The organism is Streptomyces sp. NPDC052721, from assembly GCF_040678315.1.
Lineage (GTDB): Bacteria > Actinomycetota > Actinomycetes > Streptomycetales > Streptomycetaceae > Streptomyces.
The window spans coordinates 1-17,097 of the sequence record NZ_JBFATL010000009.1; the positions used below are offsets into that span (position 1 = coordinate 1).

Consider the following 17,097-nt stretch of genomic DNA (forward strand, 5'->3'; position numbering starts at 1 on the left):
GTGCAGATTTCGCAATCCACACCGAACCCAGAAGGCCCTCACCTGTTCAAGCACCCAGCACGCGTGTCACCAACGTCCCGGGACAGCACACCTAGGCCGTCCCGGTGATCCGCGGCAGGGCCGAAACCGCCGCCGGCTGCTCCCCGGAGGGCTTCGCGTGGGACGCCGGCGGCCGGGTGGACCGCAGCCGGTAACTCACCGCCTCGTCCAGCGTCACGGGCCGCTGCATCTGCGAGGCGAGCCGGCCCGCCTCCTGACCGAGCCGCGCGACGTCCTCCCAGGGGAGCCGTACGACCAGAGAGATCTCCGCCTCACCGTCGGGCAGAGCATGCATCGCCGAAACCTGCGGAGTGTTCGTCATCGCCTGTTCCTCACGTCGGTTGAGCAGAGATACGCACACGTGCCCGGCGGCGTTCACCGATTCGTACGCCCGATCGCGGGCACTACTTCTGTGTGGTCATCCCCGTCCATGACGTGAACCCGGTGCGCCGCACCCCCTGGGTGACGTACGCCCTCATCGCCGCCAATGTGCTGGTGTTCGTCACCACGCCCGGCACAGCCGGTTCCGTGGCCGGCAGCAGTGAGCTTGCGCAGCTCTGCCATCTGCAGGCCTTCATGGACCACTACGCCGCGGTCCCCCGGGAACTGATCCACCATCAGATGCCCCGGCTCGTCCCGACCGGGGACGTCGGCGTGGGCCCCGGCGGCCCGGGCTGCGTCGTCGGGCCACCCTCTTACGACAAGTCCCCGCCGCTGTCGGTCTTCACGGCGATGTTCCTGCACGGCGGCTGGCTGCACCTGCTGGGCAACATGCTGTTCCTGCTGATCTTCGGCAACAACGTCGAGGACCGGATGGGCCACATCCGCTACTTCCTCTTCTACGTCGTCTGCGGTTACGCGGCCGGCTACGGCTTCGCGCTGCTCAACGCCTCGTCCTCCGACCCCCTGATCGGCGCGTCCGGCGCGATCGCCGGCGTCCTCGGCGCCTATCTGGTGCTGTACCCGCGGGCCAGGGTGTGGGTCCTGGTGCCGTTCCTGGTCTTCCTGCCGCTCAGGCTGCCCGCCTGGCTGGTGCTGGGCTTCTGGTTCGGGCTCCAGGCGGTGTACTCGTCCGGGCACGGGGTGGCCGGCGCCGGCACGGTGGCGTACGCGGCGCACGTGGTCGGCTTCGTGGCGGGCATGCTGCTGGCCTGGCCGCTCAAGCCGGGCACGCCGCCCCCGCCGGAGCCGCCCGGCCTGCTGTTCGGCAGGCGGGCGCGGCCCCATTACACGTGGTGAGCCGGCGGGCGGCTCAGCGCGCGGTGGCGGTGTGGACGTACTCGACGAGCCGGGTCAGCGCGTCCGGGTCGGTGTTCGGCATGACGCCGTGGCCGAGGTTGAAGACGTGGCCCTCCAGGCCGGCGGCGGCGTCGAGCACCTCGCGGGCCTTGGCGGCGACGGTGTCCTTGTCGGTGAACAGCACGGTCGGGTCCAGGTTGCCCTGGAGCGCCTTGCCGGGGCCGACGCGGCGCTGGGCCTCGTCCAGCGGGACGCGCCAGTCGACGCCGACGACGTCCGCGCCGGCCTCGCCCATGAGCTTCAGCAGCTCGCCGGTGCCGACGCCGAAGTGGATGCGTGGGACGCCGTATCCGGCGACCGCGTCGAAGACCTTCGCGGATGCCGGCATGACCGACGTCCGGTAGTCCGCCGGGGCCAGGGCGCCGGCCCAGGAGTCGAAGAGCTGGACGGCGCTCGCGCCGGCCTCGATCTGGACCTTCAGGAAGGCGGCCGTGATGTCGGCGAGGCGGTCCAGCAGGTCGGCCCACAGCCCGGGGTCGCCGTACATCATCGCCTTGGCGTTCTCGTACGTGCGCGAGGGACCGCCCTCGACCAGGTAGCTCGCGAGGGTGAAAGGCGCGCCCGCGAATCCGATCAGCGGGGTGGCGCCCAGTTCGCGGGTGAGCAGGCCGATGGCCTCGGTGACGTAGGGGACGTCCTCGGGCGCGAGGTCGCGCAGCCGGGCCAGGTCGGCGCGGGTGCGGATCGGCTGTTCGACGACCGGGCCGACGCCGGGCTTGATGTCGAGGTCGAGGCCGATGGCCTTCAGCGGGACGACGATGTCGCTGAAGAAGATCGCCGCGTCCACGTCGTGCCGGCGCACCGGCTGGAGGGTGATCTCGGTGACCAGCTCGGGCCGCATGCAGGACTCCAGCATGGGAACGCCCTCGCGCACCTTGCGGTACTCCGGCAGGGAGCGGCCGGCCTGGCGCATGAACCACACCGGGGTGTGCGGCACGGGCTCGCGCCTGCACGCCTTGAGGAAGGCGCTGTCGTACGTCGCTGTCGGCTGCGGGGTGTCATTGGCGGTCACGAGGCAAGTTTCGCATGCCGTCGCACAGGGACCCGGCCGGTGTCCCGCCGGCCGGGCGCAGCCGCGAAGGCCGCAGGGGGTGTCTTGCCCTGCACGACGCCCCGGTTCCCCTTACTCTTCCCCGCATGGCTGCGGCTCACGGACGAATGTCGGACAGCGCTGACGGAACGGGCGACGTGAAGGACACCGAGGAGGCGGACGGGCACTCCGGTGCCTCGGGTCCGCCGGCTTTCCGCACCGCGGTCGAGGCCCTGCGCGGCAGCCGGCTGCGGCCGCAGGTCGAAGTGGAGCCGACGCCCGCCCCGCAGCGGCTCGCCCCCTACGCGTACGCGCTGGAGGCGGTGGTGGTCGACGGCGAGCAGGAGCTGGCCGACGGGCGGCTGGTACTGCTGCACGACCCGGCCGGGCACGACGCCTGGCGGGGGACGTTCCGCCTGGTGACGCTGGTGCGCGCGGAGCTGGAGCCGGAGATGGCGGCCGATCCGCTGCTGCCGGAGGTGTGCTGGTCGTGGCTGACCGGGGCGCTGGCGGCGCGCGGGCTGGGCTACGGCGAGCCGAGCGGCACGATCACGCGTGCCAGCTCGCACTACTTCGGCGGGCTGGCCGAGCGGCCGGCGGCCTCGCAGATCGAGATCCGGGCGTCCTGGACGCCCCGCGAGGGCCTGGGCGGGGTGCCGGACGCGGCCGCCCACCTGGCCTCCTGGTGCGATCTGCTGGCGCAGGTCGCGGGTCTGCCGCCGGCCGGGCCGGGGGACGCGTCGGTGGTGACCCTGCCGCAGCGCCGGGGCCCTCAGTCCAGGTGACCGCAGTCCCGGTGACAGGTCGCCGCGCGACTCCCCGTTGACCATCTCTTTGTCGATACGGCCATTTTCCGCACTCGAATCGCACCCGCTCGAACCGACTTGATCCTCGAATGATCGACCGTGTGTCCGAATTGCCCAGATTGTTACTCACTAGATCGTGATCATTCTCTAAAGGCGGACGAGTTTGCTGCCGAAGACGACTGTGACCTTGAAAGCACAGTTCGTCCCGGCTTCATCCCCACAAGCCGGCCCCGTCCCCCCACCCAGGAGGCCTGGTGTCCGTTCTCCTCGAGCAACCCGCAAGCCTGGTCGCCTACCGCCCGAACAAGCCGACCGCCATGGTGGTCGTGGCCGACCCGCGCGTCCGCTCCACCGTCACGCGTCATCTGTGGGCGCTCGGCGTGCGTGATGTCATCGAGGCCTCGTCCATCGCGGAGGCTCGTCCCCGCATCGGCAACCCCCGCGACATCTGCGTCGCCGACGTCCATCTGCCCGACGGCTCCGGCCTGACCCTGCTGTCCGAGACCCGCGCCGCGGGCTGGCCCAACGGACTCGCGCTCTCCGCCGCCGACGACATCGGCGCGGTCCGCAACGCGCTGGCCGGCGGGGTCAAGGGCTATGTCGTCACCGGTACCCGCACCAACATCGGGCTCCCCGCCCGGCCCGGCGCCGCTCCCCTCGGCGCCGCCGCCCGTATGCACCGCCGCCCCCCGGGTGCCCCGAGCCACCCGGGCGGCTACCGGGAGCTGTCCGGACGCGAGGTCGAGGTGCTGCGGCTGGTCGCGGAGGGCCAGTCGAACAAGGCGATCGGCGTCTCCATGGGCCTGTCCGCCCTGACCGTGAAGAGCCACCTCGCCCGCATCGCCCGCAAGCTGGGGACGGGCGACCGGGCCGGCATGGTGGCCGTGGCCCTGCGCACCGGGATCATCCACTGAGCCCACCGGACGCCCCCCTTCGGCGGATCCGGCATTCACTCATGTGAACCAGCCCTTGCCCCGAGCTGACTGGTTTACGCCCCTCTCGCGCCCGTCGACGGAACGTTCCGTCGACGGGCGCGGTCCACACACGGATACCCTTGACAGGTGACCGACGCCCAAGACACCGCAGCAGACAGTTCCCTGCGCACCACCGGAGGCACCCCTCCGGACGACGCGGGTTCTTCTGTGACGGGGGCGCCGACTCCGTTGCTGGAACCGCGCGAGGGCATTCCGCCCGTGATCGCCGACGAGGCGGCCCTCGACCGGGTGACCGCCGCCTTCGCCGCCGGCACCGGGCCGGTCGCCGTGGACGCCGAGCGCGCCTCCGGCTACCGCTACGGGCAGCGCGCCTACCTGGTGCAGCTGCGCCGCGAGGGCGCCGGTACCGCGCTGATCGACCCCGTCGCCTGCCCCGACCTGTCCGGCCTCGGCGAGGCCCTGTCCGGCGTCGAGTGGGTGCTGCACGCGGCCACCCAGGACCTGCCGTGCCTGCGCGAGATAGGCATGGTCCCGACCCGCCTGTTCGACACCGAGCTGGCCGGCCGGCTCGCCGGCTTCCCCCGGGTCGGTCTCGGCGCCATGGTGGAGGGCGTCCTCGGGTTCGTGCTGGAGAAGGGCCACTCCGCCGTCGACTGGTCGACCCGCCCGCTGCCCGAGCCCTGGCTGCGGTACGCCGCGCTCGACGTCGAGCTGCTCGTCGACCTGCGGGACGCCCTGGAGAAGGAGCTGGACCGGCAGGGCAAGCTGGAGTGGGCGCTCCAGGAGTTCGACGCGATCGCGTCCGCGCCGCCGGCCGAGCCGCGGAAGGACCCCTGGCGCCGCACGTCCGGGATGCACAAGGTGCGCCGGCGCCGGCAGCTCGCGGTCGTGCGCGAGCTGTGGCAGACACGGGACCGGATCGCGCAGCGGCGGGACGTGTCGCCGGGGAAGGTGCTGAGCGACACGGCCATCGTGGAGGCGGCGCTGGCCCTGCCGGGCAATGTGCACGTCCTCGCCGGGCTGAACGGGTTCGGGCACCGGATGGGGCGGCGGCAGCTGGAGCAGTGGCAGGCCGCGGTGGACCGGGCCAAGGCCCTTCCCGACAGTGCGCTGCCGCAGCCGGGGCAGCCCGTGACGGGGCCTCCGCCGCCCCGGGCCTGGGCCGACAAGGATCCGGCCGCCGCGGCTCGGTTGTCCGCGGCCCGGGCGGGGGTGTCATCGCTGGCCGAGCGGCTCAATATGCCTCAGGAGAACGTGATCTCTCCGGACACGGTGCGGCGGCTGTGCTGGGAGCCGCCGACGTCTCCCGACGAGGAGTCCGTGGGTGCCGCGCTGGCCGGGTACGGCGCGCGGCCCTGGCAGATCGAGCTGGTCACGCCGGTGCTGGTGGACGCGCTGTCGGCGAAGGGCGCGTGAGGCGTCGCCTCGGCGCCCGGTCTCCGGGACCGTGCCCGCGGAGATGATCTCCCCGTCGGCGTCCCCGGTTCCGCGGAAGCGGGAAAGGGACGTCGAGATCACGCCAAGATCCTGAGGTGCGGCGGCGTGGCGGGCCCATCGGCGGCTCGCTCCCGGCCGGGGCGTGGCAGGCGGCGACCGGCTTCCCCTTCGAACGGCGACCGGCTTCCCCTTCGGACGCGGAGGCGCGGGCGACGGGGTGCGCGCCCTGGCTGCGCCGCCCCACTCGCATGCCGTGCCACGCCGCTCGACGTGCCCGGGCGGCGGCGCCGCGCAACGGCACAGCCCCGCGCACCCCTCGGGGACGCTTCGGCGCCGGTGTCCTCGTGTGACCTTCGCCGCTCGCGCCTCGGGGACTGTGCAGCTACGTTACTCATAAGTAGCATGGGTCTGAGCGCGCGCTCAGCGCAACGCAGCAGTGCCATCCCGCACAGGAGGAGAGCCATCGTGCCTCGTACCGTCAGGGACGTCGTCTTCGTCGACGGCGTCCGTACCCCGTTCGGCAAGGCGGGCCCGAAGGGCATCTACCACGAGACCCGCGCCGACGACCTTGTCGTGAAGGCGATCCGGGAGCTGCTGCGCCGCAACCCCGGCCTGGACCCGAAGAAGATCGACGAGGTCGCGATCGCGGCGACCACCCAGATCGGTGACCAGGGTCTGACCCTCGGCCGTACCGCCGGGATCCTCGCCGGACTGCCGCAGTCCGTGCCCGGTTACTCCATCGACCGCATGTGTGCCGGCGCCCTGACCGCCGTGACGACCACCGCCGGTTCGATCGCCTTCGGCGCCTACGACGCCGTCATCGCCGGTGGCGTCGAGCACATGGGCCGCCACCCCATGGGCGAGGGCGTCGACCCGAACCCGCGGTTCGTGAGCGAGAAGCTGGTGGACGAGTCGGCCCTGTTCATGGGCATGACCGCGGAGAACCTGCACGACCGCTACCCGCAGATCACCAAGCTGCGCGCCGACGAGTACGCGGTGCGCTCGCAGGAGAAGGCCGCCAAGGCGTACGCCAACGGCAAGATCCAGCAGGACCTGGTGCCGATCTCGGTGCGCCGGACCAACGCGGAGGCCGGCGAGACCGGCTGGGGCCTGGTCACCGCCGACGAGCCGATGCGCCCGGGGACCACGCTGGAGAGCCTGGCGAACCTCAAGACGCCGTTCCGCGTGCACGGCCGGGTCACCGCCGGTAACGCAGCCGGTCTCAACGACGGCGCCACCGCGTCGATCATCGCGAGCGAGGACTTCGCCCGCGAGAACGGCCTGCCGGTCAAGATGCGCCTGGTGTCGTACGCCTTCGCGGGCGTCGAGCCGGAGGTCATGGGCTACGGCCCGATCCCGGCCACGGAGAAGGCCCTCGCCAAGGCGGGCCTGTCCATCTCCGACATCGGCCTGTTCGAGATCAACGAGGCCTTCGCCGTGCAGGTGCTGGCCTTCCTCGACCACTACGGCATCGCGGACGACGACGAGCGCGTCAACCAGTACGGCGGCGCCATCGCCTTCGGCCACCCGCTGGCCTCCTCCGGCGTCCGCCTGATGACGCAGCTGGCCCGCCAGTTCGAGGAGCAGCCGCACGTCCGCTACGGCCTGACCACCATGTGCGTCGGCTTCGGCATGGGCGCGACGGTCATCTGGGAGAACCCGCACTTCGAGGGGGACAAGTGAGCACCACCGCCGAGCTTCTGAAGCAGGCCTCGGACCTGTTCCCCGACGAGGTCGTCACCAGCGCGCACGTGCGCCACTTCGACCTCCCCTTCGGCGCGGGCCGCTTCGCGCTGATCACCCTGGACAACGGCCTGGACCACACCAAGCCGACCACCTTCGGCCCCGCCTCGCTCGCGAACCTCAACACCGCGATCGACCAGGTCGAGAAGGAGGCGGCCGAGGGTGAGATCGTCGGTGTCGGCATCACCGGCAAGCCGTTCATCTTCGCGGTCGGCGCCGACCTCAAGGGCGTCGAGCTGCTGAAGGAGCACGAGCACGCGCTCGCCATCGGCAAGGGCGGCCACGAGGTCTTCAAGCGCCTCGCGGGTCTGGCCGTGCCGACCTTCGCCTACTACAACGGTGCCGCCATGGGCGGCGGCGTCGAGGTCGGCCTGCACTGCGGCTACCGCACCGTCTCCAAGGCGATCCCGGCGTTCTCGCTGCCCGAGGTCTTCCTCGGCCTGGTGCCCGGCTGGGGCGGCTGCACGCTCCTGCCGAACCTGATCGGTGCCGAGAAGGCCGTCTCGGTCATCATCGAGAACTCGCTCAACCAGAACAAGCAGCTCAAGGGCCAGCAGGTCTTCGACCTCGGGATCGCCGACGCGATCTTCGAGGGTGCCGACTTCCTGGAGCAGTCGCTGATCTGGACCGCCCAGGTGCTCAAGGGCGACGTCAAGGTCGAACGCCCGGTGATCGACCGCGGCGAGGCCTGGGACCAGGCCGTCGCCAAGGGCCGGTTCATCGCGGACTCCAAGGTGCACGGCGCGGCCCCGGCCGCCTACCGCGCCCTCGACATCATCGCCGCCGCCAAGAACGAGGACCTCCAGCAGGGCTTCGACGCCGAGGACCAGGCCCTCGCCGACCTGATCATGGGCGGTGAACTGCGCGCCGGCATCTACGCGTTCAACCTCGTGCAGAAGCGCGGCAAGCGTCCCGCCGGCGCCCCGGACAAGAACCTGGCGCGCCCCGTCACCAAGGTGGGCGTGGTCGGCGCGGGCCTCATGGCCTCCCAGCTGGCGCTCCTCTTCCTGCGCCGCCTGGAGGTGCCGGTCGTGCTGACCGACATCGACCAGGAGCGGGTCGACAAGGGTGTGGGCTACGTCCACGCCGAGATCGACAAGCTGCTCGGCAAGGGCCGGATCAACCAGGACAAGGCCAACCGCCTCAAGGCGCTGGTGACCGGCGTCCTGGACAAGGCGGAGGGCTTCTCCGACGCGGACTTCATCATCGAGGCCGTGTTCGAGGAGATCGGCGTCAAGCAGCAGGTGTTCGCGGAGGTCGAGGCCGTCGCCCCGGCGCACGCGATCCTCGCCACCAACACCTCCTCCCTGTCGGTGACGGAGATGGCCTCGAAGCTCAGGAACCCCGAGCGGGTCGTGGGCTTCCACTTCTTCAACCCGGTGGCCGTCCTGCCGCTGCTGGAGATCGTCCGCGGCGAGAAGACCGACGACGCGTCCCTCGCGACCGCGTTCGCCGTCGCCAAGAAGCTGAAGAAGACCGCGGTGCTGGTCAAGGACGCCCCGGCGTTCGTCGTGAACCGCATCCTGACCCGCTTCATGGGCGAGATCCAGAACGTCATCGACGAGGGCACCCCGGTCGAGGTCGCCGAGAAGGCCGTCGAGCCGCTCGGTCTGCCGATGTCCCCGCTGGTGCTGCTGGAACTGGTCGGCCCCGCGATCGGTCTGCACGTCTCCGAGACGCTGCACGGCGCGTTCCCGGACCGCTTCACGGTCTCCCCGAACCTCAAGGCGGTCGTGGAAGCGGGCAAGCGCGGCTTCTACGTCTACGACAGCGGCAAGCCGGAACTGGACCCGGAGGTCGCCGCGCTGCTCAAGCAGGGCGATGTCGTGCTGACCGAGGAGCAGGTACGGGCGCGGGTGCTGGACGCGGTCGCGCAGGAGATCGGGCTCATGCTCGACGAGGGCGTCGTCGCCGAGGCCCAGGACATCGACCTGTGCCTGATCACGGGCGCCGGCTGGCCCTTCCACCTGGGCGGCATCACGCCGTACCTGGACCGTGAGGGTGTCAGCGAGCGCGTCAACGGCAAGCGGTTCCTGGCTCCGGGCGTGGCGAGCGTCCCGGCGTGACGCTCCGCCGGTGAACGCCGGGTGCCCGCACTCCCGCCGGGGTGCGGGCACCCGGCGTTCTCCGTGTACCGTCTTCAGGCTCAGCCCTCGGCGGGGCGGCCGTCCTCGACGTGGACGACGTGGAGATCCCTGCCGTCCCGGTCGCGGCGGGAGCGCCCGAGGATGCCCACGGCCAGGTGCGAGGGGTCCTCGGACTCCTCAAGGGCGACGAAGGTGACGACGTCGGGATGGTGGCCCGTCACCAGCCAGCCCTCACCGTTCTTCAGTTCGAGCACACGGAAGTCGCCCGCCGGACCGCCCACGCTCACGGGACCGTACTCGCGCAGGATCTCGGTGGCCCGGTCAGCGAGCCCTCCCCCTGGCTCCTCCAGCACCACGCACGTGCCGTGCTCGAACAGCACCCACGGTTTTCCGGATCCGGCGAGGAGACGCCGCCAGGCGTCGATGAGTGTCTCGGTGTCCACGACGGCCATCATGGCGCACTCAGATCTCCCGCCACGCCTCCAGCGCCAGCCCCGGCTCGTCCTTGCGCCGGGTCAGCAGGAGCCGTCCGGTCGACGGGGACAGCGTTGCCGCCACCACCCGGTCGTCCTCGTCCGTCGTGAGGGACACCAGCGCGTCCAGCGGGAGTTCGGGGCCCGACTCGGTCCACCAGGCGCCCGCCGACTCCAGCTCGGTCGGGTACGCGGCGAAGGCGACCCGGCGGCTCACGGTCCGCTGGACCAGCAGGGTGCAGTCGTGGCCGTCCAGGCCGCAGCGGACCGCCGACACCGGGCCGGGGCCGGCCGCGGGCAGCAGGGTGACCGGCTTGCCGCCCGGACGCCAGGCGCACAGGTCGCCGGAGGTGTCGGTGTAGAACACGGTCGTACGGTCCGGGGACGTGGCCAGGGCGCGCAGGGTGCCCGGGCGGACCGGGGCCTGCAGCGCCTCCTGGAGCACGGGCTGGGCACCCGGCTCCTCCTGACGCCAGTACAGCAGGCCCTGCGGCACGGCCGCGTACAGCTCGACCCTGCCGGACTCCCCCGTGACCGCCGCGAGTCCGTCCTGGACCTCCTTGCCCTTGAGGTCACGCCAGGGGTCCCAGCCGCCCTTCTCCTTCTGGGCGAGCAGGCTGACTCCGCCGCCCTTGTTGCGGACGAAGACATGGGCGCGGCCCTGGGCGTCCACCGCGACGGCGGGCGTGCCGGTGCGGTCGCCCTTCTTGTCCGGGTGGCCGATCGGGTTCCAGTCCAGGGCCGCCAGGTGCGGGCGGAAGTGCGTGGAGTGCACCAGCCCGGACTCGCCCTTGACGGTGGGCCGCCAGGAGACCAGGTGGGCATAGCCGTCGGCGCCCTGGCCGACCGCCAGGACGGTGTGCAGTTTCTGCTCGCCGCCGACCTTGCGCGGGGCGGACCAGGGGCCGCGGGGGCCGCGCTCCGCCCGGCACAGGACGGCGTCGCCCGACAGCTGGTACGCACTGAGCCGGCCGTCTCGGCCGCGTAGGAGCCAGTCGCCGTTCACCGGTTCACTTTAAGGCGCTCGGGACCGCCCCCGGGGCCCGGCCCCCGGCCACGGGGCATGGGACCCTGGGTCCATGACCGACCCCCTCGACCCCGTTTCCCCTTCCTCCTCCCCTCTGCTCGTCGTGGTGGACGGCGCGAACGTCGTCGGCTCGCGGCCCGACGGCTGGTGGCGGGACCGCAAGGGGGCGGCCGAGCGGCTGCGGGACCGGCTGGCGAGCGAGGGCCTGCCCGGGCGTACGGGGCCCGTGGAGATCGTGCTCGTGGTCGAGGGCGCGGCCCGGGGCGTGACATCCGTACCGGGCGTGCGGGTGGAGTCGGCGCCGGGCAGCGGAGACGACCGGATCGTGGAGCTGACCGCCGAGAACTCCGGCCGGTCCCGCCTGGTGGTGACCGCCGACCGCGAACTGCGCCGCCGCGTGACGGCCCTGGGCGCGGAGGTGACCGGCCCCCGCACGGTCCTGAACTGACCGGCGCCGCCGGCCCACCGGGAGCCGGTGCCCGGCGCCCGGGAGACCACCGCCGGCCCGCCGGCCGGCGTCCGCGCGCCAACGGCCCTACGCCGACCCCTGTCCCGCTGCTCGCCCCCTCTCGGACCCAGCACGCGGCACCCGGTCCCGAAGCCGGAAGGCCACCACCGGCCCACCGAACGCCGGCCCGGCGCCCGGGAGACCCTCACCAGCCCCCCCCCGGCCAGGCTCCGCCCGCCTACGGCCCTACGCCGACCCCTGCCCCCCCTGTCCACCCGCACCCAGGGGCCGCCCGCCGCGCCAGCGGTCCCCGGCCAGCCCGCAGCACAGGCCCAAAGCAAACCCGCCCGCCCACCGGCACCTGGGCCCAGAGCCGGAAAGCCACCATCGGCCCACCGGCAGGCGGTCCTGACGCCGGAGGGCCGCCATCGGCCCCGGCCGGGCTCCGCCCGCCTACGGGCCTGCGCCGAGCCATGTTCCCCCGGTACAGGTCCGGAGCACGCCCGCCCACCGGCACCCGGTCCCGGAGCCGGGAGGCCACCGCTAGCCCTCCGGTACCCGGGCGTACAGCACGGCGCCGTCCACTCTGGCCACCTCCGTGTAACCCGCCGTCAGGAGGCGGTGCAGGGTGGGGAGGCGGGCGGGGGCGTACGGCTTGCCGCGGGAGTCGTCGACGACGAGGGCGGGGGCGTGCGCGGTCATCTCGCGCCGGAAGACCGGCCAGGCGCCGGCGACGGCGTACTTCTCGCCGACCTGGGGGCCGTCCCGGCCGCCGCTGTAGTTGGTGAGCAGGCCCGCGGTGAGGTAGCGGGTGGCGGGGGTGCGGCCGGCCAGCCAGTACGTCTCCGGGTGTATCCCCCAGACGAGGACCCGGTCGGCGGGTGCCGTGCGGTGCGCGAGGGCCGCCGCCAGCCGTTCGGCGTGCGCGAGTTCGGGGCGCGGGGCGAGCAGGCCCCAGCCGACGAAGACGGCGCAGCAGCAGGCCGAGGTGAGCACGGCGGCCGTGTGCCCGTCGCGGGGCAGGACGTGCAGCGCGGCGGTGGCCAGCAGGGCGAGCGGTGGGGTGAGTTGCAGGTAGTAGTGGCCGAAGAAGTGGCAGCCGAGGGCCACGGCGGCCACCGAGGAGGCCAGCCACAGCCACAGCCACACCTCGGCCGCTCCGGCCCGGACGTCCCGCAGGGCCCGTACGACCGGTGGGAGCAGCCCCGCCGACGCCACCGCCAGGATCCCCGCGTTGGTGAGCGCGCGGGCCAGGACGTGGAGTTCGGAGCCGGTGACGGAGGCGTAGGCGGCGGAGCCGGTCACCGTCCAGAACAGGAAGCCGGCCGGGTCCGTCGCCAGGGCCGCGGCGAGCACGGGTGCGGCACAGCCGGCCGCGAGCCGTGGCAGGCCCGCGCGGGTGCCGCCCCGCTGGTGCAGCAGCCAGACCACCGGCAGCAGCACCGCGCCGCCGGTCTGCTTGGTGAGGAACGCGGCGGCGACCGCGGCCCCGGCGGCGCCCCAGCGGCCCCGGTCGGCGAACCACAGGGCGGCGGCCGTCCAGGGCAGCATGAACACCTCGAAGGTGGCGGCCTGCGCGTCCTCGGGGTTGAGCCCGACGGAGACCAGCAGATACAGCACCCCGGCGGTGCGGCCGGCGCGCTCGCCCCAGCGGCGGCGGGCCAGGGAGGCCAGCAGGGCGGCGGTGAGCAGCTGGGCGAGGACGGCGAGCACGCGCAGCGGCGTCAGGGAGCCGGAGCCGCAGAGCATGAACGCGGCCTGGTAGAGCCAGGGCAGCAGGGGCGGCTTGCGGTCCACGACCGTGTCGTACAGCTCCCCGCCCTGGGCGAGCAGGCGTGCCTGTACGGCGAGGAAGCCCTCGTCCGGGTTCCACAGCGGCCGGCGGAAGGAGGGGATCCGGGTGACGCAGGCCAGGGTCGCCAGGAGGGGCAGCAGCCGGGCCCAGTACGCCGTCCGGGTGACCGTGGTCCGTGCGGGGGCGAGCGGGGCGGCAAGCATGGTCCGCACGCTATCCGGCCCCGCCGTCCCAGCCGAAGCGGGACATACGGGGCCGGTGCGCGAGTGTGCGGGTTACTCGGTCGTCTTCGGCGGGCGCATGGCCTCGCTGACCGTGGTCTCCTCGTGCCGGCCGAGGCGGCTGTGCGAGCGGCCGTAGAGGAAGTAGACGAAGAAGCCGATGACCATCCAGATGGCGAACCGGATCCAGGTCTCGGCGGGCAGGTTGAGCATCAGCCACAGCGAGGCGCACACGGACAGGATCGGGACGACCGGGACCCACGGGGTGCGGAAGGCGCGGTGCAGGTCCGGGCGGGACTTGCGCAGGATGATGACGCTGAGGGCGACGACGACGAACGCGAACAGCGTGCCGATGTTCACCAGTTCGGCGAGTTCGCTGAGGCTGGTGAAGCCCGCGACGATCGCGATGACGCCGCCGAGCAGGATGGTGGACCGGTACGGGGTGCGGAACCGCGGGTGGGTATGGGAGAAGAAGCGGGGCAGGAGCCCGTCGCGGCTCATGGCGAAGAAGACCCGGGACTGGCCGAGCAGCAGGATCATGCACACGGTGGTCAGTCCGACGGCGGCGCCGAAGCTGATCAGGCCCGCGTACCAGGGGTGCCCGGTGGCCTTGAACGCGTCGGCGAGGGGGGCCTTCACGGACAGCGCGCTGTACTTCTGCATGCCGGTGACGACGATCGCCACGGCGACGTAGAGGGCGGTGCAGATGATCAGGGAGCCCAGGATGCCGCGCGGGACGTCGCGCTGCGGGTTGCGGGTCTCCTCGGCGGCGGTGGCGACGACGTCGAAGCCGATGAACGCGAAGAACACCACGGAGGCCGCGGTGAAGATGCCCATGACGCCGAAGTCCGAGGGCGCCCAGCCGAACATCAGCTGGATCAGGGGGGCCTTGAGGTTCCCGGCCGCCTCGGCGGACTGCGCCTTCGGGATGAACGGGTCGTAGTTGCCGCTCTTCACGAAGAAGGCACCGGCGATGATCACGACGAGGACCACGGTCACCTTGATCGCGACGACCACGGAGGTGACCCGCGCGGACAGCTTCATGCCGACGACGAGGATGGCGGTGAGCACCAGGACGAGGGCCGCGGCGAGGATGTCGAAGCCGAAGCCGGTGGCGCCGTCCCGGCCGGAGAGGGCCTGGGGCAGGTGCCAGCCCACGTTGTCGAGCAGCGAGGCTATGTAGCCGGACCATCCGACCGCGACCACCGCCGTGCCGAGCGCGAGTTCCAGGACGAGGTCCCAGCCGATGATCCAGGCGGGGAGTTCACCGAGCGAGGCGTAGGAGAAGGTGTAGGCGGAGCCCGCCACGGGGACGGTGGAGGCGAACTCGGCGTAGCAGAGGGCGGCGAGCGCGCAGACGACACCGGCCACGACGAAGGACAGGGACACGGCGGGGCCGGCGGTGTTCTTCGCCGCCGTGCCGGTGAGGACGAAGATGCCGGTGCCGATGATGACACCGACGCCGAACACGGTCAGGTCAAGGGCGGTCAGTGACTTCCTGAGCGAATGTTCGGGTTCCTCGGTGTCCAGGATGGACTGCTCGACGTTTTTCGTCCGGAACAGCGCGTTGCTCACGTACCTACCTCCCACGCTTGTCGACCTCGACATGATCGAGAGGGCCGCGGTGCGTATTCCCCGGCAAAGGCAGGTTCACGCAAACGGGCCGGTTCCGCCACCGGGAGAAGCGGCGGAACCGGCCCGTGGGGGCGTTTCCTAGTCGCGGGCGGGCTCCACGGAGTCCACGGCACCGGCCGTACGGTCGAACCGCCCGTCCAGCTTGGAGACGAGCCCGGTGACCTGGCGGGCGATGTCGGGGGCGGTCAGCCCGATCTCGGCCATGACTTCGGCGCGGGAGGCGTGGTCGAGGAAGCGCGGCGGGATGCCGAAGTCACGCAGCGGCACGTCCACGCCCGCGTCCCTCAGGGCCTGGGCGACGGCGGAGCCGACACCGCCGACGCGGCTGTTGTCCTCGACCGTGACGACGACCCGGTGCCGTTCGGCCAGTGGGGCCATGGCCTCGTCGACGGGCTTGACCCAGCGGGGGTCGACCACGGTGGTGGAGATGCCCTGCTTGTCCAGCAGCCCGGCGATCTCCAGGCACATCGGGGCGAGGGCGCCGACGGAGACCAGCAGCACGTCCGGCCGGTCGGTGCCCGGCTCCCGGAGCACGTCCATGCCTCCGATCCGCCCCACGGCGGGCACGGCGGGGCCGACGGCGCCCTTGGAGAAGCGCACCACGGTCGGCGCGTCCTCGACGGCGACGGCCTCGCGCAGCTGGGCCCGCACCTGGTCGGCGTCGCGCGGCGCGGCGAGCCGCAGCCCGGGCACCACCTGGAGGATCGACATGTCCCACATGCCGTTGTGCGAGGCGCCGTCGGTGCCGGTGATGCCGGCCCGGTCGAGCACGAAGGTGACGCCGCACTTGTGCAGGGCCACGTCCATGAGGACCTGGTCGAAGGCGCGGTTGAGGAAGGTGGCGTACACGGCGAAGACCGGGTGGAGCCCGGCGTAGGCGAGGCCGGCGGCGGAGACGGCGCCGTGCTGCTCGGCGATCCCGACGTCGTACACCCGCTCGGGGAACCGCTTGGCGAACTTGTCGAGACCCACGGGCTGGAGCATGGCCGCCGTGATGGCGACGATGTCCTCGCGCTCCTCGCCGAGCCTGACCATCTCCTCGCCGAAGACCGAGGTCCAGTCGGCGCCGGAGGAGGCGATCGGCAGCCCGGTGTCGGGGTGGATCTTGCCGACGGCGTGGAACCGGTCGGCCTCGTCCTGGAGGGCGGGCTGGTAGCCGCGGCCCTTCTCGGTCAGGCAGTGCACGATCACCGGCCCGCCGAACCGCTTGGCCCGGGCCAGCGCCGACTCCAGTGCCTCGATGTCGTGGCCGTCGATCGGGCCGACGTACTTCAGCCCGAGGTCCTCGAACATGCCCTGCGGGGCGATGAAGTCCTTCAGCCCCTTCTTGGCGCCGTGCAGGGTCTCGTACAGGGGCTTGCCGACGACCGGGGTGCGGTCGAGGATGTCCTTCGTCCGTGCCAGGAAGCGCTCGTAGCCGTCGGTGGTCCGCAGGGTCGCCAGATGGTTGGCGAGCCCGCCGATGGTGGGGGCGTAGGAGCGCTCGTTGTCGTTGACGACGATGACCAGCGGCCGGTCCTTGGCCTCGGCGATGTTGTTGAGCGCCTCCCAGGCCATACCGCCTGTCAGGGCCCCGTCACCGATGACGGCGACGACATGGCTGTCCCGCTCACGCAGCTGGTTGGCCTTGGCGATGCCGTCGGCCCAGCCGAGCACGGTGGAGGCGTGGCTGTTCTCGATGACGTCGTGCTCGGACTCGGCCTGCGAGGGGTAGCCCGACAGGCCGCCCTTCATCTTCAGCTTCGAGAAGTCCTGCCGGCCGGTGAGCAGCTTGTGCACATAGGACTGGTGGCCGGTGTCCCACAGCACCTTGTCCTTCGGCGACTCGAAGACCCGGTGCAGGGCGATGGTCAGCTCCACCACACCGAGGTTGGGGCCCAGGTGCCCGCCGGTCTTGGAGACCTCCTGGACGAGGAAGGTCCGGATCTCCTCCGCCAGCTGGTCCAGCTCCTCCAGGCTGAGCCGGTCCAGATCGCGCGGTCCCCTGATGCGGGTCAGCAGCGGCACCCGTGCCTCCTTGCAGTAGAGCTGATCGAGCTGTTGCCGGGCTTGGACGAGTCTAATGTTCCGTCCGCACGCCCGATGGCCGGGCGGGGGGTCATGACTCGGGCGAACGGCTGTA

Annotated in this window: 14 protein-coding genes; 7 read left to right on the forward strand and 7 right to left on the reverse strand. The window is 72.1% G+C overall.

Translation table 11 applies throughout. From position 1 onward, the window contains the following. Nucleotides 1-91: 91 nt before the first annotated feature. Complete coding sequence (locus AB0L21_RS11440; RefSeq protein ID WP_365701348.1) at nucleotides 92-361, reverse strand: hypothetical protein; 270 nt, start codon at nucleotides 359-361, stop codon at nucleotides 92-94. A 92-nt stretch (nucleotides 362-453) separates the two neighbouring features. On the opposite strand from AB0L21_RS11440, the gene AB0L21_RS11445 reads away from it, so the two are divergent. After that, the gene (locus AB0L21_RS11445) at nucleotides 454-1,278 is read left to right on the forward strand and encodes a rhomboid family intramembrane serine protease (protein WP_365701346.1); all 825 of its coding nucleotides are present in this window, start codon (nucleotides 454-456) and stop codon (nucleotides 1,276-1,278) included. A gap of 13 nt (nucleotides 1,279-1,291) precedes the next feature. Here AB0L21_RS11445 and hemE read toward each other — a convergent pair whose 3' ends face one another. Further along, nucleotides 1,292-2,350, reverse strand: coding sequence for a uroporphyrinogen decarboxylase (gene hemE, locus AB0L21_RS11450; protein WP_365783524.1), 1,059 nt, complete (start codon nucleotides 2,348-2,350; stop codon nucleotides 1,292-1,294). Between the two features lie 125 nt (nucleotides 2,351-2,475). Here hemE and AB0L21_RS11455 point away from each other — a divergent pair, with 125 nt between their 5' ends. From AB0L21_RS11455 to AB0L21_RS11475, 5 genes are all read left to right on the forward strand, one after another. Then, nucleotides 2,476-3,153 (forward strand): DUF3000 domain-containing protein, encoded by a 678-nt coding sequence (locus AB0L21_RS11455; RefSeq protein ID WP_365701341.1) that lies wholly within the window; start codon nucleotides 2,476-2,478, stop codon nucleotides 3,151-3,153. A gap of 275 nt (nucleotides 3,154-3,428) precedes the next feature. Continuing rightward, nucleotides 3,429-4,088, forward strand: a complete 660-nt coding sequence (locus tag AB0L21_RS11460; protein ID WP_014675646.1) for a response regulator transcription factor — start codon at nucleotides 3,429-3,431, stop codon at nucleotides 4,086-4,088. A 147-nt stretch (nucleotides 4,089-4,235) separates the two neighbouring features. Beyond that, nucleotides 4,236-5,525: a ribonuclease D gene (locus AB0L21_RS11465; protein ID WP_365701339.1), complete on the forward strand. Its 1,290-nt coding sequence runs from the start codon at nucleotides 4,236-4,238 to the stop codon at nucleotides 5,523-5,525. A 486-nt stretch (nucleotides 5,526-6,011) separates the two neighbouring features. Next, nucleotides 6,012-7,229: an acetyl-CoA C-acyltransferase gene (locus AB0L21_RS11470; protein WP_365701337.1), complete on the forward strand. Its 1,218-nt coding sequence runs from the start codon at nucleotides 6,012-6,014 to the stop codon at nucleotides 7,227-7,229. Continuing rightward, nucleotides 7,226-9,355 carry a 3-hydroxyacyl-CoA dehydrogenase NAD-binding domain-containing protein gene (locus AB0L21_RS11475; protein ID WP_365701335.1) on the forward strand — a complete coding sequence of 710 codons (2,130 nt, stop codon included), beginning with the start codon at nucleotides 7,226-7,228 and terminating at the stop codon, nucleotides 9,353-9,355. Before AB0L21_RS11470 ends, AB0L21_RS11475 begins: the two co-directional genes overlap by 4 nt. Before the next feature lie 80 nt (nucleotides 9,356-9,435). Here the strand turns inward: AB0L21_RS11475 and AB0L21_RS11480 are convergent, their stop codons facing one another. Continuing rightward, complete coding sequence (locus tag AB0L21_RS11480; RefSeq protein WP_365701358.1) at nucleotides 9,436-9,828, reverse strand: hypothetical protein; 393 nt, start codon at nucleotides 9,826-9,828, stop codon at nucleotides 9,436-9,438. Between the two features lie 10 nt (nucleotides 9,829-9,838). Next, entirely contained in the window at nucleotides 9,839-10,855 is a 1,017-nt protein-coding gene (locus tag AB0L21_RS11485) for a hypothetical protein (RefSeq protein ID WP_365783526.1), read from the reverse strand. 73 nt (nucleotides 10,856-10,928) lie between these two features. Here AB0L21_RS11485 and AB0L21_RS11490 point away from each other — a divergent pair, with 73 nt between their 5' ends. Continuing rightward, nucleotides 10,929-11,324 carry an NTP pyrophosphohydrolase gene (locus AB0L21_RS11490; RefSeq protein ID WP_365783528.1) on the forward strand — a complete coding sequence of 132 codons (396 nt, stop codon included), beginning with the start codon at nucleotides 10,929-10,931 and terminating at the stop codon, nucleotides 11,322-11,324. Between the two features lie 543 nt (nucleotides 11,325-11,867). On the opposite strand, the gene AB0L21_RS11495 is transcribed toward AB0L21_RS11490, so the two are convergent. From AB0L21_RS11495 to dxs, 3 genes are all read right to left on the reverse strand, one after another. Beyond that, nucleotides 11,868-13,322 (reverse strand): glycosyltransferase family 39 protein, encoded by a 1,455-nt coding sequence (locus tag AB0L21_RS11495; protein ID WP_365783530.1) that lies wholly within the window; start codon nucleotides 13,320-13,322, stop codon nucleotides 11,868-11,870. Nucleotides 13,323-13,394: 72 nt separating this feature from the next. Continuing rightward, complete coding sequence (locus AB0L21_RS11500; RefSeq protein ID WP_365701327.1) at nucleotides 13,395-14,915, reverse strand: amino acid permease; 1,521 nt, start codon at nucleotides 14,913-14,915, stop codon at nucleotides 13,395-13,397. A 138-nt stretch (nucleotides 14,916-15,053) separates the two neighbouring features. Beyond that, entirely contained in the window at nucleotides 15,054-16,982 is a 1,929-nt protein-coding gene (gene dxs, locus AB0L21_RS11505) for a 1-deoxy-D-xylulose-5-phosphate synthase (RefSeq protein ID WP_365783532.1), read from the reverse strand. Between the last annotated feature and the right edge of the window lie 115 nt (nucleotides 16,983-17,097).